This window comes from Sphingobium sp. KCTC 72723 (assembly GCF_014280435.1).
In the GTDB taxonomy this organism is placed as follows: domain Bacteria; phylum Pseudomonadota; class Alphaproteobacteria; order Sphingomonadales; family Sphingomonadaceae; genus Sphingobium.
On sequence record NZ_CP060388.1, the window covers coordinates 3,949,580 to 3,968,384 of the forward strand.

An 18,805-nucleotide genomic window follows, 5' to 3' on the forward strand; every position below is an offset into this window, starting at 1 on the left:
TCGCTAGGCAGCCCCAAAAAGCTGATCTTGATAGACAGGTTTAAGCCCGCTCAAGCGGTAAATGTCGATCTCGTCTAGCTGTTCAGTAATCCGTGCGCGCTTGAGCAAACTCAAAAGTCGCGTGCCATATTGCGTGCGCTTGTCACGCAAAGGGTCAGGTGTTCCTCCGCTACTCTTCTCGCCCTGGTCGCCAGAAGGCACGAAGTTGCGGTTGCCGAACTTGGCTTTCCATGCCTTGTAGTCGTCGCGAGCCAAGAAGTCAGTTTGAACTAGGCGGACGTAAGTCGCCTCCTGACTGATCCCCAACTTTTTCGCAAACAAGCGGATGAAATCATCGTCAGGGATGGGTGTGTAGCGAAAGCGGGCAAGTGCCGCTTTGATGAGGCGCTTGGGTGCCAGTAAGCAGGCTGCAAAGCGGTTACAGAAACGCTCAACTCGATTCCGGATGATAGAGGGGTTGGATGCGCCTTCCTTGCGAAGGAGGACGTGCCCAAACTCGTGAGCAAGCGTGAACAGCTTGCGAGCCTTGCTGCTGTTTGTCGTGTTGATGACGATTGTGTGAGGGCCGTCATCAATATGGACGTACAGGCCAGCAGCTTCGTCGGTCTTGAAGGGACGGTGCAGAACCAGAACGCCAAGACTCTCGATGAATGAGCGCAGGCTGACGTACAGCTTATTGGCGTCCTGCCAATCTAGTTGCTGATCATCTGTAATGCCCCAACGGGCACGCCACTTCGCAGCGAGATGGATCGCTTCTTCATCAGAGTAGCCCTTGGGCTTTATCTGCTCGACAGTTTCGTCAAGCCCAACGTCAAGGTCGAGCGCAGACAGGGTGTTGGACAGCTTCTCCACATAGCCAATGGCTTGGAGCGTGCCTTTCTCAAACTCGGCGATTTTGGGGCTGACGGTGCGGAAGTCGACGGAGGCGAACAGCGGCAGTTCGCGCTGAGTAAAAAGCGCCTGCATCGGCACAGCCAATTCATCCGCAACGGATGTAATTTCCTCGTCGTCTAATTCGCCGCCGTTGTCCACGACTCGTTTGAGCTTAGACCGAGACACTCCACTGCGAGACGCGAGGGTAGCCAGATCGAGGCCGCGCGCGCTAAGGACGTTAGAGAGGGCGCCAGCAGGGATCTTCACGTGTGTATCAACTTATGGCCTTGGCAAGCGACGACAACCGGGCTGACCTTCGCGCAGCTGGCTAACGTCCAGACGGTAGGGATCGGACTGTATCTCGCGCTCGCGGTTATTCAAGCCGTATCAGCGACCGGCGTGGCTGGCCTCTCCCGGCGGGTAACGACGCTAAAGGGCGCGGTGACGGCAAACCTCATGAAGACCGAGGCCAGGAACGTCCGCACCTTGGCCGGGCAAGTCAGCGGGTTAGAGATCGGCTTTCACAAATTTAATCGTGTGCTGCTCTGGATCGTGTTCAGCCTGTTCGCCATAAGCGTAAGCTACTTCGCCTACTGTACGGTTTGGCAGGAGGCGCAGGCCCTCCAAGGCGGCACATGGTTCATATTCGGCTTCTACCTCGTTCTGCCAGTCGCCATCTTTGTAGCTTGCTCAACGATCATCTGGTGGAGATGCAGAGAGGTGGCTCAGCGGCTGACGGAAGCAGAGAAGCGCATCCAGCGGGCGATCTTAGGCTTGAAGGATGGCTGAGGCGGAAATTATACCCGTAACTGAGATGCGGATCACGTACTTTGATGAGATTAAAGCTAATGTCGCCATCGGCTTCCCTTGGTATATTGTAGGTGGGCTGTCAGCTTCGCCGGACGCGATTGCGTCACTGGAAGAAAAAGCGAATGATCTCGCCGAGGAGGTGTTCGGCACTCGCGATCTTCGCCCCAATACCGAATTTCACGCTTCACATCTCTATTCAGGTAAATCGCATTTTAAAGGGATGGCTGTCGATCGGCGGGTCGAGATTCTCCAGCGGCTAGGTCAGCTGATTGGTGAAGCTGAGGGCGTTTCGCGCATTTACGCATCCATCAATACGCCCGAGCTCTACAGCGCAAGCAAAGCTCCCGAATACGCCTTCATGCATTTCTGCGAACGCGTTCAAAAGTCATTGCCTCCGCGTACGAAGACGATCCTGATAGGCGACCAAGACGACGAGAATTACAAACATATGATCGCCAGCTTTGCTACATATCGGGCGAACGGTACGCCTTGGAGCTACGGCATCAAGATTGGTGGCATACTCGATGCAGTACACTTTGCACGGTCGCACCATTCCCGAATGATCCAGCTTGCTGATACATATCTTTTTCTGAGCAACCACTACCGATCGGTTCGCAAGGGGTGGCAGGCGGACAAACTGAAAGAAGCTATTCAAGGCATCGCCCTTGGCCCCCATCGGTATAAAGAATGGCCTACAGCGAAGGAGAGCGTCGGCAATTAATCGCGTATTCTGTCGATCGTTCGGGCCTGAAAGGGGCTGGAATCTCATCTGCTGTCGAAAAGCAGCCGCCGCGATATACCATCTTTCATCATTTTTGCGTCGGGAGCCGCCATTCCGTTACCGGCCAGTCCCTGCCATCACTGGTCCCCACCACCCCATCCCGCTATCGACTCCTCCACATCCCCAGCCGGACCGGACCCGGCCGCCCCACGCCCAGCCCCTCCGGCCCAGCTGTTCAACAGCAGGAGCCAGAGAATGTCCCTACCCACCGGCCTTTACAAGATAGCCTTCACCTCCACATACGGCACCGACTTTGGGGTCCTGGTCCTGCAGGACGGTGGCAAGCTGCGCGGCGGCGACAGCGGCAACGCCTATGTCGGCACCTACGAGGAGGACGGCGAGGTGCTGACCATGCAGGTCAGCGTGACGCAGCATCGGCGGGTGCCCGGTGCTGTTATGAACGTGCTGGGATTTAACAACATCGTCGTGGAAATCGGCGGCCGGACCGACGACGCCACACTGCGGCTGCGCGGCACGTCTAAGCAGGTACCGGGCGTACGGTTTGACGCGCGGCTGACGCATATCGCGGACTGACCGTCATAGCTGCCCGCCCATACATGCCGGCGACCGTCGCGTCAGGCGGGTGTGCGCGGCACACTCTGAAACGGGCGCTGCCCACCGCTGAAAATCATGTGTCGATGCCAGAAAAGGGCAACCTGTTGGTCGCGCACGCAAATCTGACGCCGCGCTTCCATTACGGCTATGGTCTGGTGGAACGCTTCGTCGCTCACCTCAGCCAACTCTGGAAGAGGTATGGGGCCACCCCCCAACTGCTGAAGAATTTGGTTTTCCAGGGTCATCGGCATGCACAATGCTGCGACCGCACAAATGGTTCAACACGGATGCTTCGTTAACCCTGCTTTCTGCGACGGGCCGAGCAGAGGAATAAAGTGGCGATATTCAGTGTAGGGTCGCCCCGGCTGGCACGTCGTTCTCGTCGTCGAGAAACGTCGCCATCCCCTCGGTTACGACCGCCCGTGCAAATGCTTCGAAGGCGGCGGTGTCACTGTTGAACATCTGGTCCCACACGATGGACGTACCGCAGTCGTTGATAACCTCCAAGCCCCATAGACGCTCGCTCTCCAAGCGAAATATGTGGACACAAACAGTTATGCCGTCGCGGCTTACGGTGCGCGAGAGCGGGGATTCGACTATTTCGGGATCAGAATCAGGCATGCGGTTCTCGTGGTTGCATAGACCCTAGCTGTATGTTGGCGCACGCCGAGGTGAAAGACCAAAGTGCCGATATGACGGTCTCTCCCTTTGGTGAGCAAGCATAACGGTTTAGGGCGGACTTGGCTCCCCGGGCTCGGTGCCCGGGCTAATACGCAAGGCCAACTGCCACTGCCTGCCATGGTTCTGCCATACCGGTGCCACGGCTGGACATCCCAACAGTGGCAGAAAAAACCGAGCTTTTGCGCGGGTTGTAGAGCGTTTGCCATAGCTGCCGTAGCTAGGGGCTTCGACTGTCTACATATATAGGGCGAGCTCTTTGGGGCTACATTACTCTACCGGTATATCTCTCCCGCAATATTAAAGAGATAAGCTATGGCAGCTATGGCAGACCGGAAATTAGCGAGCTGTTAGAGTGGCTTAGTCTGCCACCCCTTCCACGCCTACTGTGCCACAGGAGTGGCAGACGGCGCGGCGGCTATGGCAGACGGATGGCCAACGGGCGGGAATGAAAGGTCATTGCTGTCCGCGATAGGGCTCGCAAGATACCCATCGACAATTGCCGGAACAACCCCTGCAGCCGCGCGTCCCCTAGCCATGCCCAATCCAACCACAATCGACATTTCCCATAGCCTTGACCGCGAGGAGGTCCGCCGCCGCATGGCCAGGGGCGTTGGCAAGCTCGCCTCCCACATCCCCGGCGGCGCTGCCACCGTGACACACTCCTGGCCTAGCGCCGACCGTCTGGCGTTGACCGTGGCGACTATGGGGGTGGAAGTGCCGTGCACTGTAGACGCTGAGGACAATATGCTGCGGGTTACGCTGGAACTGCCCGGCATGCTCGCGCTGATGGCAGGGCCGATCTCCGCCATCGTTCGGAAGCAGGGCGAGCGGCTGGTGCTGGACGATAACTCTGCAGAAAAGGAATGATCGCGCCGGACTGGCCATGCGCGATCAAGGAATTTCAGCTTTACGTCATGCTTGCCTGTGCCGAACGTATAGCAGCGCTGCCACAATAGCCGCCGAGCCTATGCCAACCGCTGCCCCTAGTGCGGTGACCCTTCCAGCCGCCTGGGGCGCGTCCTGCTCGTTGTCGCTGCCTCGAGGCGGCGGATCGGCTTGCGCACTATGTGCGTGCGGCGCGGGATGCGCGGGATAGGGCGGTGTGCTGCCGGGCGGCACGGCTGGCTTGTGCGTCATTGCTTTGCTCTCCAATTGAGTGGGCTAAACGACGCGGCTGTCGGAACAGTTTCCGAGAATCTGGACTGGACCAAGTTACACGCCAGGTACCGTCTTTTGCGTGTTCCTGGTTTGTTCTATAACCGCCACGTCGAGTCGCGGAGGAGAACGTCATGACACAGATGTTTAATCACCCCATAGCTACAGGGCTGGCTTGCCACGCCAGCTTGGTTACGACTGCCAGAATCTGGCCATGGTAATGACCCGGGACTGTGCAACGGCGCGTCAGAATGTTCTTCGGGACGCCACGCGCGCCATATACGACGCGGTGTACCCGGGGCAGGAGTGGGCACCGGTAGGCTTCGAGGAAGCTGAGCGGTGCGAGACGGTCCATTACCGTAACGCTCTGGCGGCGGCACGCCACGCCAGCATGTTGCTTTCCGACACCGGCGACGGTCGGCTGCTGTAACGGCCGGTGAGCCAGAATAGAGAGGGCCTGCGCCGGGCGACGCAAATTCTTGAGGCTGCCGCCTGGCACTACGCTGTGCGCGTGGTGTGCAGCCGATGTCCGCACAGCGCGGCGTTCAATCCGCACGGGCTGTGGTGGCTTTTCCACCGCAAGGGCTGGGACGATCATTTGGAGGCTGCCCGTCAGCGATTTTGGTGCCGAGAATGTGCGCGGCAGATAGGCACGCGCGTGCGACCGGCACGGCTAGAGTTGGTTCGAGAGCAGGCCAGCGACGTGCGGCTCAGGATGCCGGACGAGCGCGAGTGGAAGCGGGCACTGAGCCGTTTTAGGGCGTAATTGGCCGATGCACGAATGGCGCTGCCAGCGCCCACTCAACATCGGTCATATCCGATGGATATCGCAGTCCCTCCCGGCTATGCTCGCGCGGGGCAACACCAGTCCATGTTGCCACTCACTCCATCTCTTCGCAAAGAGGCGTGAATCATAAAATACTGGTGTTGCTCAACAACTTTCGGATCGGACTTTTAGTGTCGGTAGTATATCGCCCAGATATTGATGGACTTCGCGCAATTGCCGTGTTGTCTGTCGTCATGTTTCATACTGGCCTGGGGTCGTGGGTGCCCGGCGGTTTTGTCGGTGTTGACGTTTTTTTCGTCATTTCCGGCTATCTCATCTGCGCTATATTGACGCGCGAATTTGCCGATGGGCACTTTTCGATCGTCCGGTTCTACGAACGACGCGTCCGACGGATCGTCCCAGCGCTTTATGCGATGATCGCCATTTCCTTTATTGTTTCCGCGATTATCCTTTTGCCATCAGAATTTGCAGAATTTTCATCGAGCGTTCAGGCAACATTGCTGTTTGCCTCGAACATATTTTTCTTCCTAACGACAAATTACTTTGACGGCGGCAATACGCGACCTTTGCTGCACACGTGGTCATTGGCGGTGGAGGAGCAATTTTATATCTTCTTCCCAATTTACCTCTGGTTGATGTTTCGATTTTGCCCCAAGGGTCTCCACGCCAGCCTGCTCTTGCTTTTGTCCCTATCGTTCCTCCTGTGTATCTGGATTACCCAGACCCACCCCTCGATCGCATTCTACTTTCCTCATACGCGCGCTTGGGAACTGCTGGCAGGCGCAATGGTATCATTGGAAGTTGTGCCTACACCTAAGCGGAAACCAAGCAGAGACATTCTATCGCTGGTCGGCCTTACGGCCATTCTCGGGTCCTGCATCGGATTTGATGATAAAATGAGTTTTCCTGGCTACTGGGCCGCAATCCCGGTTGCTGGAAGCGCTCTTCTACTGGCTGCCGGTCAGACTGGCACATCGCTCGCAGGCCGCTGGATTGCAAACAGGACTTTAGTGCTGGTTGGGTTGTGCTCCTATTCGATCTATCTTTGGCATTGGCCACTGATTGTCTTTGTCAAGCTTGTGCCCGAGGTCTCAGTCAGCCAAGGACGAATGTGGGGTCTTGTCGTTGTAGGGTTGTCCATCGGTATGGGCTATCTATCTTGGCGCTTTGTCGAGACCCCCTTTCGCTCGAAGACGCTTTTTTCTCCTCGAAGCGTTTTTACGCTGGGCGGGATCGGTGGGGCAGGATTGATCGTGCTGGCCAGCGCCGCGATCCTGTCGAATGGATGGTCAGCCCGGTTTGACGGGAAAACCAATCGGCTAGGGACTTTTCTAAACTATGACGACAGCCGATATTTTCGTCGCGGATCGTGTTTCTTGCCCAGCGGAGGCTTTGAGGCTTTCGACAAGAAGACATGTCTTGCCGCAACCTCCGCGGCAGCGCGGAAGAACGTACTGCTGCTGGGAGATAGCCATGCGGCGCATCTTTGGTATGGGTTGAACAGGCATGCGCAGGCCAATATCATGCAAGCGACAATCTCAGGGTGCCGTCCGGTCTATCCCGACAAAAGTGATACGTCGGCATGCGCGCGCATGATCGGTCGCATTTATAACGATGTTGTGGCTACGCATGCCGTCGACGCGGTGATATTAGCGGGAAGGTGGCAGAACGACGACATGGCGGGTTTTGAAGCAACCCTGCAGTGGGCAAGGCAGCGGCATGTCCCGATGGTCATTGTCGGACCGGTGCCGGAATATGATCAGGCGCTACCGCGGCTCCTTGCCTTCGCGCATGACCGCAAATCTCCAACACTGCCCCAAAGACACTTGATAGCGGCGAGATTTAAAGTGGACCAGAAGGTCGAAGCCCTCGCACGTCGATATGATGTGTCGTTTGTTTCGCTGACGCGGGCGCTGTGTCCAACGTCCATTTGCCGTACTCAAATAGGAGATGTGCCGGTCCAGTTTGACTATGGGCATTTGACATTTGCGGGCTCGGCCTATGTTGCCTTGAACATATCATCGCGTCTGAAGCCACTTTTGGAACAAAGCGCATTAGAGCAACGTCCTCCCTTGGCGATATCTCATCGGCTGAAGGGTCTCTCATTGTCACCGGCTTGGTCACCCAAACTAAGCGCTAAAATACCCCCACCGGGAGGCGCTAAGCGGCTTGATCGATGACGGCGCTGGCGGCGGCGCGACTATCTACCCAGTTGTAGGGGAGCAGATCATCGATCGGATCTGCGTCGCTGCGCAGGACGACAAACATGCCGATGATCATCTTAAAGTCGGCAACATGGAGAATTTGCGAAAGATCGGAGAGTCTATAGAGGCGCGGGGCGGGGGCTACAGATAGCCCGTCAAATGTCGGCGCGGTCGATTGTGTCGCACGTGGAATCCTTGGCACTTCCGCCAGCATAGGCGGTTGTTTAGCCAAGGAGAGCAATCATGCCGGACAAGGTCGTGTCGATCGGGTTCCTGACAGAGCAGGACCTACGCAAGCTAGGCGACGGGTTCAGCCGCCACTTCCCTATCGAGAGCGACGATCATTTCGCCGACCTGATGGCTAAGCTCGACCAGATTCCCTATCATCACAGCCCCAAGGCTCGCAGCAGCCAGACGCGACGGTAGAGCGCGCTGGCGTATCTCTCGAAAGAACAGACAGAAATATTCGAGGATTTTCTGAATCCAAGTGACTGAGCCCGCAGGTCACCCCTTACCCATTACCCTGACTAGGGTCCCCTCCTGATTTTCTGACAGAAATGCGGTAGACCGTTCCCGCGCCTGATCGCAGTCACTTTACTTGTCGCAAATCTGCCATGCATCGAGTTGTTCGTTGTGGATCGGCGTGCAAAAAGGACCCGGTTAGCGGGGTGATCGGCGTCCAAAAGGGAACCACCATTCCGATGGTTTAGACAGCAGCCTGGTTTTTCAGGTGGCGAGATCGGGATGTTGGTGGTGGAGACAGTTGTACGGATCAGGCGCGAGCACGCAGGTGGCAAGGCGATCAGGGAGATCGCGCGGGATCTGCGGCTGTCACGCAAGGTGGTGCGCAAGGCGATCAATGCTCTGGAAGGTGCGTTTGACTATCATCGCACGGTTCAGCCGCTGCCTCGGATCGGACCCTTTCAGGAGCAGCTCGATACGCTGCTGAGCGAGAACGAAGCGCGGCATCGGCGTGACCGGCTGCGGATGACGCGGATCTACGATCTGCTGCTGCGAGAAGGGTTCGAGGGTTCGTATGATGCAGTGCGGCGCTACGCCCGGCGCTGGGCGGATGGCCGACGCAAGGATCCCGGCGGCGACGTGCCCGCGTTCATTCCGCTGCTGTTCAAGCCGGGCGAGGCATACCAGTTCGACTGGAGCCACGAGGATGTAGAGATCGCAGGCAAGCCGATGCGCGTGAAGGTAGCGCACATGCGGCTATGCGCGTCGCGGGCCGTGTATGTGCGAGCCTATCCGCGTGAGACGCAAGAGATGGTGTTCGACGCCCATGCCCGCGGCTTTGCGTTCTTCGGCGGGGTGCCGTTGCGCGGCATCTACGACAACATGAAGACCGCGGTGACGACGGTCTTTGTTGGCAAGGAGCGCGTGTTCAACCGCCGGTTTTTGGTCATGGCCGATCATTATATGGTCGAGCCGACCGCCTGTTCGCCAGCGGCAGGCTGGGAGAAGGGGCAAGTCGAGAACCAGGTCCAGACGATCCGCGGCCGCTTTTTCCAGCCTCGGCTGAAGTTCGCCAGCATCGAGGAACTGAACGGGTGGCTTGAGGCAGAATGTCTGCGCTGGGCCGCGATGCACGCGCATCCCGAGCAAAAGGACATGACTGTCGCGCAGGCGCTGGAGGCCGAACGGCCCGTACTGCAACCGATGCTGTCGCCGTTCGACGGCTTTCACGAGACGAGCCACGCGGTCACCGGCACATGCCTGATCAGCTTTGACCGCAACCGCTATTCTGTGGCGGCGCGGACGGTGCGCCGTGCGGTTCAGGTGCGCGCCTATGCCGACCGGATCATAGTCCGCTTGGGGGACGAGATCGTCGCCGAACACCCGCGCTGCTTTGGGCGCGACCGCACGATTTACGATCCATGGCACTATCTGCCGGTGCTGGTGCACAAACCCGGCGCCCTGCGCAACGGCGCACCATTCCTTGACTGGGCGCTGCCACCAGCGCTGGCCCGGTTGCGGCGCAAGCTGGGCAGTGGGGACGAAGCCGATCGCCGTTTTGTCCGCGTGCTTGCTGCCATATCCACCGATGGGCTGGAGGCTGTCGAGGCCGCCATCGGCGAAGCGTTCGATACCGGCGCTGCCAGCGACGAGGTGATCCTCAATATTCTGGCGCGCCGCCGCGAACCGCCAGCAGATCAGCCAATGAGCGTGGTGGTCGACCTCAAGCTCAAGCATCCGCCCCGCGCCGATTGCGCGATCTATGATACGGTGCGAGGCCACAATGCAGCGGCATGAGATGATCGACGCCATGCGCGCGCTGGGCCTCAAGGGAATGGCCAGCGCGTTCGATGAGGCGGTAACCACTGGCGTGCAACGCCAGCGCACCACGCCCGAGATCCTGACCGATCTGCTGCGCGCCGAAGCCGCCCACCGTCACGCCGCCTCGATCCGCTACCGCATGAGTGCGGCCAAACTGCCGGTGATCAAGGATCTTGATGCGTTCGTGTTCGACGGTACGCCTATCAACGAGGAACTGGTCCGCGCGCTGCACGCCGGATCATTCCTGCCCGGCAGGCGCAATATCGTACTGGTTGGCGGCACCGGAACCGGCAAGACTCACTTGGCAATCGCCATTGCCGCCAGCGTCGTGCGCGCAGGCGCCCGTGGCCGCTACTTTAACACCGTTGATCTGGTCACCCGGCTCGAGGATGAGGCGCGCATCGGCAAGGCCGGCGCACTCGCTGCCCAACTCAGCCGCATCGAACTCGTCGTGCTTGATGAACTGGGTTATCTGCCGTTTGCTCGCTCCGGCGGCCAGTTGCTGTTCCACCTGATGAGCAAACTCTACGAAAAGACCTCAGTGATCATCACCACCAACCTGGCATTCGGCGAATGGCCCACGGTGTTCGGCGATCCCAAAATGACCACCGCGTTGCTCGATCGCACCACCCACCATTGCGATATCATCGAGACCGGCAACGACAGCTGGCGCTTCAAACACCGCAACTGACCCAGCCTCAAAAGCCCCCATAAAAATTGCTTCGCGCTGGCGCTGCCTCCGGTCGGGCTACGCCCTCCCTACGCCAGCGCCAGCGCGAAATCCGCGCCCGGCATCAACCCCAGCGCAACGCCGCAAGGTGGTTCCCTTTTGCACGCCGATAGTGGGTCCCGTTTGGACGCCGATTGACAATGGTAACCCGCAATCCTTGACTTTGGATAGGCTTGGAAGGCGGGAGCCCGCCACGTTAAGCCAAGTGTCTGGCCCAAGTTGAACAGTGCCAGCGGAACACGCAGAGAACGTGAGCTAGTAAGTATCTGATATTGCTGGGCGTGGATTTGGTGGCAAAACCGGGTGTGCTAACAACATTTTGCCTGTGACTGGCGGCTTGGTTTATTTTTACGGGTGCAGGCAGTAACAACCTGCCTATGTATGTCGTCGAACGAGTCGCGCGCGGGCACCGCTATCTGTACCTGGTCGAGAGCGTGCGCGAGGGCAAAGCCGTCCGCCAGCGCACGATCAAGGCTCTGGGCCGTAAGGATGTGCTGGCCGCCAGTGGCGAACTCGACAGGCTGGCCGCCTCGATCGCACGTCACGCGGGACGCAGTGTCATTCTGTCTGACATTGATGCAGGCCGGATCGCAGCCCGCCGGATAGGCGGTCCGCTGCTGTTCGGGCGCCTGTGGCAGCGGTTTGGCATCGATGCTGTAATGGAAGAGGTGCTGGAAGGCCGCCAGTTCGGCTTTGCCGTGGAGCGCGCCGTGTTTGTCGCCACACTGCACCGCCTGTTTGTCTCCGGCTCGGACCGAGCCTGCCTGGACTGGATGGAGAGCTACGCCATCGACGGCAGCGAGGATCTTGCCCTTCATCACTTCTATCGCGCCATGGCCTGGCTCGGCGAGGAGATCGAGGAGAAGACAGAAGGCGCATTGGCACCTCGCTGTGTGAAGGACGTGATCGAGGAGAAGCTGTTCGATCGCCGGCGGGACCTGTTCACTGATCTCAGCCTGGTGTTCATGGATACGACGTCGCTCTCGTTCTACGGTGCAGGCGGCGACACGCTGGGTCGGCGTGGTCATTCCAAGGACCACCGGCCCGAGCTTGCCCAGATGATCCTGGCCGTGGTGATCGACGCCGAGGGGCGTCCGATCTGCACCGAGATGGTCCCGGGCAACACGGCCGACGTGAAGGTGCTCATGCCCATCGTCACGCGCCTGCGTACCCGCTTTGGGATAACCCGCTCGTGCGTCGTGGCCGACCGCGGCATGATCAGTGCCGGTACGATCGCCGCCCTTGAAGAGCTGGGGATGGAATACATCCTGGGTGCGCGAGAGCGCACCAGCAACGTCATCCGCGATGTCGTGCTTGCCGACACTGCTCCGATGGTGCCCCTGGTCCTCGAGCGACAGGCAGGAGACACCCAGCTGTGGGTCAAGGAAGTGCGCGTTGGCAAAGGCGCAGATGCCCAGCGCTACGTCGTCACGCTCAACGAAGCTGAGGCAAGGAAGGACAAGGCCGACCGGCAAGCGATCATCGATGGCCTCCAAACCCAGCTGAAGAAGGGCGACAAGGCCCTGGTCGGTAACTCAGCCTATCGCCGCTATCTCAAGGCCAGCGGCAAGACCTTCGAGATCGACATGGGAAAGCTTGCCGACGAGGCGCGCTACGACGGCATCAGCGTGCTGCGCACCAATGCCCGGATCACCCCGCTGCAGGCCGTCATCCGCTACCGTGACCTGCTTCAGGTCGAGGCCCTGTTCCGGGTTGCCAAGGCGAGCTTCGATACCCGTCCCATCTTCCATCAGTCCGATGCCGCTATCCGCGGCCATGTGTTTGTCTCGTTCCTGGCCCTGACGCTGGCCAAGGAACTGACCCGCTTGTGTCAGGAAAAGGGCTTGCAGCCCGAATGGCAGCCGCTCCTCAACGATCTCGATCGCCTTCAGGAAGCCACCATCGAAAAGGACGGCAAGGTCATTACCACCCGCACCCACGTTTCGGGCCAGGTGGGGAATGTCTTCAAGGCAACCGGCATCGCGCTGCCGGCCAATATCAGCGAACTGCCGCCGCGAACCTGAGCCTCTGCAAGCTCAACCAAACCCAAAAATGTAGTGGTAACACTCGCGCCGGTGCGTGCATGTCATTGAACAAAAATGCCTTTTCCAAAAGCACTGTTCAAGTTGGGTCTGGCGGCATTAAAAAACTATGTGGGCGTCACGGTCTGCACCGCGCCGATAAGGCTACTAGCTGTCAGCCAAATTCGTCACCTATCCACCAGGGTCATTGTGCGTCTGGGCGAGGTGCTGCTTACCAGCCGATGCAACTTTGTTGTCTGGAGAAAGATATGGCGTGAATGTACCTTTCAGTCTCCGCGCAGTCCCTGCCGTAAAGCATCTATCAAAGTTGCATTGAAGGATTTTGCGACCTGCGTTTCGGAGGCTACTCCGTCAAAGCCGTGAAATGCTCCAGGAACGACAACCAATTGTGTCGACACGTTGGCCGCGATCAGGCGCTGGGCATAGTCAATATCTTCATCGACGAAGAGGTCGATTGAACCCACGCCGATAAATGTCGGTGGCAGCCCTTTCAAATCTGCATAGCGTGCCGGAACAGCAATCGACGGGACGTCCTTTGTCCCTGGCGTCTGGCCAAGAAATGACTCCCAGCCAAAGCGGTTCTGGTCCGCTGTCCACAGCAACGTTCCAACAGGTGCGGGTGGCGCGATGCCGGACCCTGTCCGATCGTCGAGCATGGGATAGATTAATGCCTGATAAGCCAGCGGAACTTCCCCGCGATCACGCGCCGTCAGCGCGAGCAGGGCGGCATGGCCGCCTCCTGCACTTCCTCCCATCACGCCAATACGGTTGCGATCAACACCCAGTTTTTCGGCATTGTCGTAAACCCATTTAAGCGCGCCGTAATTGTCCTCCATCGAACCGACATAGGTGGTTTCCGGTGCAAGGCGATAATCGACGGTAACGACCAGACAGTCCAGTTCTGCCGCCATTTTCTGCATGTCGGAAATCAGGCCGACCGGCTCACCTGCAACAAAGCCGCCACCGTGCATGTGAATAATCGCCGGGCGCGATGCTCCGGCTACGGCGTTAATGGCATAAAGCGGGACAGCATAGCCTTGATGGCGGCTCTTTACGAAATGCTTTTCGAAAGCAGGACTGGCTGCTGCCGGACGCGCAAAAGCCTGCATCGCTGCGCGACGGCCAGCCAGAGTTGCGCGAGACAATGGCGGTTGAACAGCCGCCATTTTGACCATTTGCAACGCGAAGGGCCGCAATTGCGGATGAACGAAGCTGACATCCGGACCGGCTGCCATGACGCCAGATGGCAATGCAGTAAATGCCAGCGCACTGGCACCTGCCACCCAGAGTTGTCGTCTTGTTAAGTCTGTCATCATCTCTCCTGAGACTGAAACTAGCGAACGAGAGCCATAAGAAGGCAAAACGCTAAAAAACTATGGGATCATAGTTCTACGCTATACATCCGTGATGTGAGCTCATTCGTCCCATTTCTGCCTGACTACAAATCGGCGAATTATATAATCGCCCATTGGCATCACCTCCCTGCCGTTCTTGTGCTGTCTCGCTGGTTCTGCATCGGCATATTGGCATCGATGCACGCGATATTTCGGCAATGACGGACTTGTGTGATGCTATTTTCGGGAGGGGGGCCACATTTTTTCTGTCATATGCAGAACGAGTTTGGCTTGCCCGCACCACATTTCAGATATCAGGCGGCTTCGATGGCATGCGCTTCGAAAGCCACGCCCAAACGCTTGCGGACTGCGCCGAAAATCGCAGCGAGATTGTCCATGTTCGGGTTGCCTTGCGCTGACAGCATTCGGTGCAGGCTCTTGCTTGGTCGATTTGTTTCAGCCGCCAAGGCTTCAAATCCGACCGATGCATTCACAAGATCACGAAGGATCAGACGCGCAACACGGGGGTCACCGTTAAGAAAAGCCGTCGCCGCCTCGTCGAGCATGGCCGCGGCAAAAGCAGGGTCGCGCACGCTGCGTTCCTTCACCGTTTCTTTGAAATCCCGCGTCAGTACCATCTTTCTATCCCTTGGCTTTCTTCGCAGCTGCCTTACGGCCCTTATACTCCGTCAACAGCACACTGGCACGATCGATATCGGCCTGTTGTCGCTTCTTCGTTCCCCCTACAAACAGGATGATCAGTTCATCTCCATCCTGTGAAAGATAAAGGCGATAGCCTGGTCCCCAATCGATCCGATATTCTCCCAACCCGCCGCCGATCCATTTGACGTTCGACAGATTGCCAAGCTCCAGCCTGACAATCGCCGTCGCCACCTTGGCCCCGGCCTGGGTGTCGAGATCATCGAACCATAAGCGGAACGGGCTGGAGCCGTCCTCGCGGATATACTCCTGTACGATCAACTCATGGCCTTTCCGGTAACGTATATGTTACCATTTGTCTAGTGGTCTTTGTCGCTCAAGCAACCAGACGGAGGCGGTCCAGCTTCGCAGCCCCTTGGGCGAGCAGCTTAGCAATCTCGTCGGATGTCCGTCGTACGGCCAGCTTGAGGGCTTCATCGACGTGGATGTAGTCCTGCGTCACATTTTGCGAAGCGTGCCCCAGCATCGCGCGGATCGTCAGTTCGGAGAAACCCAGTTCAGCTGCGACGCTGGCGAAGGTATGCCGCAAAACGTGGGGCGTAACGCCGGAAATTCCGGCAAACCCGCAAACCCGCTGCAGGCAGGCGCTGACTGCCGTAAACGGGCCATCGCCGGTGGTCGCGGTGAACACATAAGGATTGCATACGATCTGCGGCTGCGCCACGATAACCTTGATCGCTTCCGGCCCGATCGCTCGGATCTGTCCATCTGTCTTGGTGTCAGGGAAAGCGACGAAGCCTCCCATCGGATTCACCCATGCCCGCTGCATGGCTTGTCCCTCCTCGCGACGATAGCCGGTCAGCAGCAATAGTCTGATGACGGCAATGCCGGTCAGGCTAACGCCCTGCTGCTCGGCATAGACCATCGCCTTGCCCAGCGCTTCAATCTCGGCGACGCTGAGGCGTCTCGTCTTTTTATTGCCAGCGAGCTTCTTGGCACCCTTTGTTGGGTGTTCGGCGAGCAAGCCCTTGTGCTTTGCGTGGCCCAAGATGGCCTGAAGGGTCGCCAGGCAGCGTGCTGCAACACCGGGCCCTCCGGTGGCCTTGCCGCCCCGACCGTCCGGTCGAGGCTTTTTCGTCTTTCCAGTCGCCACATCGTTTTGCATCGCCTCGACATCGGCAATCGTCAGATGACGGGCGATCCGCTTACCGAGCAGCGGTTTGATGTGGGTCCGGATTCGGCTCTCATCCATCGCGAGTGACGACTGCTTGATTGGCCGGTTTCGTCGACCAAGGATTCTGCCTGCATGGGCTTCCGTCAGATACCAGTCGCACAGTTCAGCAACGTTCATCTCGTTCCTGGCGCGGCGAGCGTCATCCGCCGGGTCTTCCCCGGCGGCAACCGCGCCAAGCTTGATCTTGGCAAGATCGCGCGCTTGCTCGGCAGTGATCACGCCAAAGCGACCGATATTGACGCGGCGCTTGATGCCCTCGGCATTCCGATACTGGATGATGAATGTCTTGAGGCCTGATGGCAGCACGCGAACGCCGAAACCTCGAATCTCACTGTCCCACAGGACGAACTGCTTTTCCCCTGGGGGCTTAAGCGCATCGATCGAACGCTTGTTCAGCTTGGCAGTTGGCATGGCCACCTCCATTTGGAGACAAAGCTCCAAACGGCAGCCATTGTCTCCATATTGTCTCCAGAATACGCCGTTTCGTGGCGTATTGCAGGATATGGCGTGGTAAGCGAAAATCAATATCTAATTGAAATATCGTATAAAATCGTAATGCCGGAAACTGTGGCGTAGCGCTTGAATCAAATTGCCAAGGTTGGGGTCGAGGGTTCGAATCCCTTCGCCCGCTCCAGTTTTCGGTCGATGTGCCGATAGCTAATAAGGCTGCCGTAAGGCAGCCTTTTCCGTTTTGGGGCATTTGGAAAGCGGCCTTCAGGCTCAGGCGCGGCTTTCCCAAACGCGACACCTGCAAGCAGGTTATCGCACCCCGGCCGGTTCGACTTCTATGACCATGTCTTCAATACCAGGTCCGTCATCCCGCTCGCTCGCCTGCCGGTTCCACATCAGCGCATAAAGGCCGTCCGCTCGCACCAGGTCGGCGTGCCGCCCACGCTCCACGATGCGTCCCTGGTCCAGCACGATGATTTCGTCTGCATCGACCACGGTGGACAGCCGGTGCGCCACGACCAATGTCGTGCGCTTGCGCGCAATATCGCGCAGCACGGTCTGGATTTCCGTCTCGGTTCGGCTGTCCAGCGCGCTGGTGGCCTCGTCCAGCACCAGCAAAGGCGGGTCTTTCAACAGCGTGCGCGCAATAGCCACCCGCTGTTTTTCCCCGCCCGACAGTTTCAGCCCGCGCTCGCCCACCCGCGTGGCATAGCCTTTGGGCAGGCTGAGGATGAAGTCATGGATCGACGCCGCTTTGGCCGCAGCCTCGATCTCGTCCTGCGATGCGCCTTCGCGGCCATAGCCGATATTATAGCCGACCGTATCGTTGAACAGCACCATGTCCTGCGGCACGATACCGATCGCGGCGCGCAGCGATGCCTGCGTCACCGCCGATATGTCCTGCTCGTCGATCGTTACCTCGCCCGACTGAATATCGTAGAAGCGGAACAATATGCGCGCGATGGTGGATTTCCCCGCGCCCGATGGCCCGACGATCGCCAGCGTATGCCCGGCGGGCACGGCAAAGCTCACATCATGCAATATCTCCCGATCCGGGTCGTAGCCAAAGCGCACATGGTCGAACCGCACCGCACCACCGGGTGCTTGCAAGACGCGCGCGCCCGGCGCATCGGCCACCTCGGCCTGCGTGTCGATCAACTGATACATCGCCTCCATGTCGATCAGCCCCTGCCGGATCGTGCGATACACCATGCCCAGCAGATCCAGCGGCCGGAACAACTGCGCCAGCAGCGTATTGACCAGCACTACGTCGCCTGTGGTGAACTTGCCGACGCTCCAGCCCCACACGCTGTACGCCATCGCGCCTGCCATCATCAGGTTGGTGATCAGCGACTGGCCGATGTTCAGCCAGGCCAGGCTATTCTCGCTCTTGACCGCCGCCTTGGCATAATGGCGCATCGCCCCGCTGTAACGGTCCGCCTCGCGCTGTTCCGCGCCGAAATATTTGACCGTCTCGAAATTCAGCAGGCTGTCGACCGCATGGGCGACGGCATTGGTGTCCATGTCCACCATGTCGCGCCGCAACTGGTTGCGCCATTCGGTGATGGTGCGCGTGAACCAGATGTAGAGCGCCACCATCGCCAGCGTCGCGCCGACCATGCCCGCGCCGAACTTGACGAGGAAGATGCCGCACACCGCGACCAGCTCGATAATGGTCGGCGCGATGTTGAACAGCAGGAAATAGAGCATATTATCAATGCTCTTGGTCCCGCGCTCGACGATTTTGGTGACGGCCCCGGTGCGACGGTCGAGGTGAAAGCGCAGCGACAGGCGATGCAGATGCACGAACACATCGTCGGCCAACCGCCGGCTCGCTTCCTGCCCCACCTTCTCGAAAATCGCATTGCGCAGATTGTCGAACAACACGCTGCCAAAGCGCGCGCCCGCATAGGCGACCACCAGCGCGATAGCGATGCCGAATCCCGGTTCCATCCCCGGCGCCATCGCGTCGATCGCGGCCTTATAGGCAAACGGCATGGTCAGGCTCAGCGCCTTGGCCGCCACCACCAGTAGCATCGCTATCGCCACCCGTCGCCGCAAAGCGGGTGCGTCCGCTGGCCATAAATAGGGCAAAAACCGGCGAAACGTAGCCCATATAGGGGGCAGGGGCGCGGAAGTGGGCATGTCAGGAGGCATGGACGCTATGTAGAGCGCAGCGCGGGATTATCCAGCGCGGGTTACTGCTTTATGACAATGGACAGGTAT

Annotated in this window: 18 protein-coding genes and 1 pseudogene; 9 read left to right on the forward strand and 10 right to left on the reverse strand. The window is 58.7% G+C overall.

All coding sequences use genetic code 11. From position 1 onward, the window contains the following. Window positions 1-3: 3 nt before the first annotated feature. Entirely contained in the window at window positions 4-1,032 is a 1,029-nt protein-coding gene (locus tag SPBM01_RS19105; protein ID WP_188063064.1) for an ImmA/IrrE family metallo-endopeptidase, read from the reverse strand. Window positions 1,033-1,140: 108 nt separating this feature from the next. On the opposite strand from SPBM01_RS19105, the gene SPBM01_RS19110 reads away from it, so the two are divergent. The 3 genes from SPBM01_RS19110 to SPBM01_RS19120 all read left to right on the forward strand — a co-directional run bounded on the left by SPBM01_RS19110 (window position 1,141) and on the right by SPBM01_RS19120 (window position 2,998). Further along, entirely contained in the window at window positions 1,141-1,662 is a 522-nt protein-coding gene (locus SPBM01_RS19110; protein WP_188063065.1) for a hypothetical protein, read from the forward strand. Beyond that, complete coding sequence (locus SPBM01_RS19115) at window positions 1,655-2,404, forward strand: DUF3800 domain-containing protein (RefSeq protein ID WP_188063066.1); 750 nt, start codon at window positions 1,655-1,657, stop codon at window positions 2,402-2,404. Before SPBM01_RS19110 ends, SPBM01_RS19115 begins: the two co-directional genes overlap by 8 nt. 255 nt (window positions 2,405-2,659) lie before the next feature. Next, a complete protein-coding gene (locus SPBM01_RS19120; protein ID WP_188063067.1) occupies window positions 2,660-2,998 on the forward strand; it encodes a GrlR family regulatory protein in 339 nt (112 codons plus the stop codon). A 41-nt stretch (window positions 2,999-3,039) separates the two neighbouring features. On the opposite strand, the gene SPBM01_RS19125 is transcribed toward SPBM01_RS19120, so the two are convergent. Next, a complete protein-coding gene (locus tag SPBM01_RS19125) occupies window positions 3,040-3,270 on the reverse strand; it encodes a hypothetical protein (protein ID WP_223177741.1) in 231 nt (76 codons plus the stop codon). Window positions 3,271-3,364: 94 nt separating this feature from the next. Further along, the gene (locus SPBM01_RS19130) at window positions 3,365-3,640 is read right to left on the reverse strand and encodes a hypothetical protein (protein WP_188063069.1); all 276 of its coding nucleotides are present in this window, start codon (window positions 3,638-3,640) and stop codon (window positions 3,365-3,367) included. Window positions 3,641-4,297: 657 nt separating this feature from the next. On the opposite strand from SPBM01_RS19130, the gene SPBM01_RS19135 reads away from it, so the two are divergent. Continuing rightward, window positions 4,298-4,567, forward strand: a complete 270-nt coding sequence (locus SPBM01_RS19135) for a hypothetical protein (protein WP_262504266.1) — start codon at window positions 4,298-4,300, stop codon at window positions 4,565-4,567. Window positions 4,568-5,631: 1,064 nt separating this feature from the next. Here SPBM01_RS19135 and SPBM01_RS19140 read toward each other — a convergent pair. Beyond that, window positions 5,632-5,736, reverse strand: a pseudogene (locus tag SPBM01_RS19140) (IS5/IS1182 family transposase); the annotation flags it as partial. A 25-nt stretch (window positions 5,737-5,761) separates the two neighbouring features. Here SPBM01_RS19140 and SPBM01_RS19145 point away from each other — a divergent pair. After that, the gene (locus SPBM01_RS19145) at window positions 5,762-7,822 is read left to right on the forward strand and encodes an acyltransferase family protein (RefSeq protein ID WP_223177743.1); all 2,061 of its coding nucleotides are present in this window, start codon (window positions 5,762-5,764) and stop codon (window positions 7,820-7,822) included. Here SPBM01_RS19145 and SPBM01_RS19150 read toward each other — a convergent pair. Next, window positions 7,803-8,060 (reverse strand): hypothetical protein, encoded by a 258-nt coding sequence (locus SPBM01_RS19150; RefSeq protein ID WP_188065888.1) that lies wholly within the window; start codon window positions 8,058-8,060, stop codon window positions 7,803-7,805. The two genes, SPBM01_RS19145 and SPBM01_RS19150, sit on opposite strands and share 20 nt — an antisense overlap. A gap of 29 nt (window positions 8,061-8,089) precedes the next feature. On the opposite strand from SPBM01_RS19150, the gene SPBM01_RS19155 reads away from it, so the two are divergent. The 4 genes from SPBM01_RS19155 (at window position 8,090) to SPBM01_RS19170 (ending at window position 12,883) form a co-directional block, all read left to right on the forward strand. Next, window positions 8,090-8,272: a hypothetical protein gene (locus SPBM01_RS19155; RefSeq protein ID WP_188063072.1), complete on the forward strand. Its 183-nt coding sequence runs from the start codon at window positions 8,090-8,092 to the stop codon at window positions 8,270-8,272. A gap of 318 nt (window positions 8,273-8,590) precedes the next feature. Beyond that, a complete protein-coding gene (istA, locus tag SPBM01_RS19160) occupies window positions 8,591-10,105 on the forward strand; it encodes an IS21 family transposase (RefSeq protein ID WP_188061984.1) in 1,515 nt (504 codons plus the stop codon). Next, window positions 10,092-10,820, forward strand: a complete 729-nt coding sequence (gene istB, locus SPBM01_RS19165; RefSeq protein WP_188061983.1) for an IS21-like element helper ATPase IstB — start codon at window positions 10,092-10,094, stop codon at window positions 10,818-10,820. Before istA ends, istB begins: the two co-directional genes overlap by 14 nt. A 416-nt stretch (window positions 10,821-11,236) precedes the next feature. Further along, window positions 11,237-12,883: an IS1634 family transposase gene (locus SPBM01_RS19170; protein ID WP_188062844.1), complete on the forward strand. Its 1,647-nt coding sequence runs from the start codon at window positions 11,237-11,239 to the stop codon at window positions 12,881-12,883. A gap of 284 nt (window positions 12,884-13,167) precedes the next feature. Here the strand turns inward: SPBM01_RS19170 and SPBM01_RS19175 are convergent, their stop codons facing one another. The 5 genes from SPBM01_RS19175 to SPBM01_RS19195 form a co-directional block, all read right to left on the reverse strand. After that, the gene (locus SPBM01_RS19175) at window positions 13,168-14,217 is read right to left on the reverse strand and encodes an alpha/beta hydrolase (RefSeq protein WP_262504267.1); all 1,050 of its coding nucleotides are present in this window, start codon (window positions 14,215-14,217) and stop codon (window positions 13,168-13,170) included. Between the two features lie 332 nt (window positions 14,218-14,549). Further along, entirely contained in the window at window positions 14,550-14,873 is a 324-nt protein-coding gene (locus SPBM01_RS19180) for a DNA-binding protein (protein WP_188063073.1), read from the reverse strand. Between the two features lie 4 nt (window positions 14,874-14,877). Next, on the reverse strand, window positions 14,878-15,216 hold the full coding sequence (locus SPBM01_RS19185; protein ID WP_188063074.1) for a type II toxin-antitoxin system RelE/ParE family toxin: 339 nt from the start codon (window positions 15,214-15,216) through the stop codon (window positions 14,878-14,880). A 55-nt stretch (window positions 15,217-15,271) separates the two neighbouring features. Beyond that, entirely contained in the window at window positions 15,272-16,540 is a 1,269-nt protein-coding gene (locus tag SPBM01_RS19190) for a tyrosine-type recombinase/integrase (RefSeq protein ID WP_188063075.1), read from the reverse strand. 348 nt (window positions 16,541-16,888) lie between these two features. Further along, on the reverse strand, window positions 16,889-18,736 hold the full coding sequence (locus SPBM01_RS19195; protein ID WP_188063076.1) for an ABCB family ABC transporter ATP-binding protein/permease: 1,848 nt from the start codon (window positions 18,734-18,736) through the stop codon (window positions 16,889-16,891). Between the last annotated feature and the right edge of the window lie 69 nt (window positions 18,737-18,805).

Bases quoted from the DNA above. Each gene is read 5' to 3' on its own strand.
- istA (WP_188061984.1), top strand. From the start codon at position 8,591: ATGTTGGTGGTGGAGACAGTTGTACGGATCAGGCGCGAGCACGCAGGT.
- SPBM01_RS19115 (WP_188063066.1), top strand. From the start codon at position 1,655: ATGGCTGAGGCGGAAATTATACCCGTAACTGAGATGCGGATCACGTAC.
- istB (WP_188061983.1), top strand. From the start codon at position 10,092: ATGCAGCGGCATGAGATGATCGACGCCATGCGCGCGCTGGGCCTCAAG.
- SPBM01_RS19195 (WP_188063076.1), bottom strand. From the start codon at position 18,736: ATGCCTCCTGACATGCCCACTTCCGCGCCCCTGCCCCCTATATGGGCT.
- SPBM01_RS19190 (WP_188063075.1), bottom strand. From the start codon at position 16,540: ATGCCAACTGCCAAGCTGAACAAGCGTTCGATCGATGCGCTTAAGCCC.
- SPBM01_RS19170 (WP_188062844.1), top strand. From the start codon at position 11,237: ATGTATGTCGTCGAACGAGTCGCGCGCGGGCACCGCTATCTGTACCTG.
- SPBM01_RS19150 (WP_188065888.1), bottom strand. From the start codon at position 8,060: ATGCTGGCGGAAGTGCCAAGGATTCCACGTGCGACACAATCGACCGCG.
- SPBM01_RS19155 (WP_188063072.1), top strand. From the start codon at position 8,090: ATGCCGGACAAGGTCGTGTCGATCGGGTTCCTGACAGAGCAGGACCTA.
- SPBM01_RS19180 (WP_188063073.1), bottom strand. From the start codon at position 14,873: ATGGTACTGACGCGGGATTTCAAAGAAACGGTGAAGGAACGCAGCGTG.
- SPBM01_RS19175 (WP_262504267.1), bottom strand. From the start codon at position 14,217: ATGATGACAGACTTAACAAGACGACAACTCTGGGTGGCAGGTGCCAGT.
- SPBM01_RS19135 (WP_262504266.1), top strand. From the start codon at position 4,298: ATGGCCAGGGGCGTTGGCAAGCTCGCCTCCCACATCCCCGGCGGCGCT.
- SPBM01_RS19125 (WP_223177741.1), bottom strand. From the start codon at position 3,270: ATGCCGATGACCCTGGAAAACCAAATTCTTCAGCAGTTGGGGGGTGGC.
- SPBM01_RS19130 (WP_188063069.1), bottom strand. From the start codon at position 3,640: ATGCCTGATTCTGATCCCGAAATAGTCGAATCCCCGCTCTCGCGCACC.
- SPBM01_RS19120 (WP_188063067.1), top strand. From the start codon at position 2,660: ATGTCCCTACCCACCGGCCTTTACAAGATAGCCTTCACCTCCACATAC.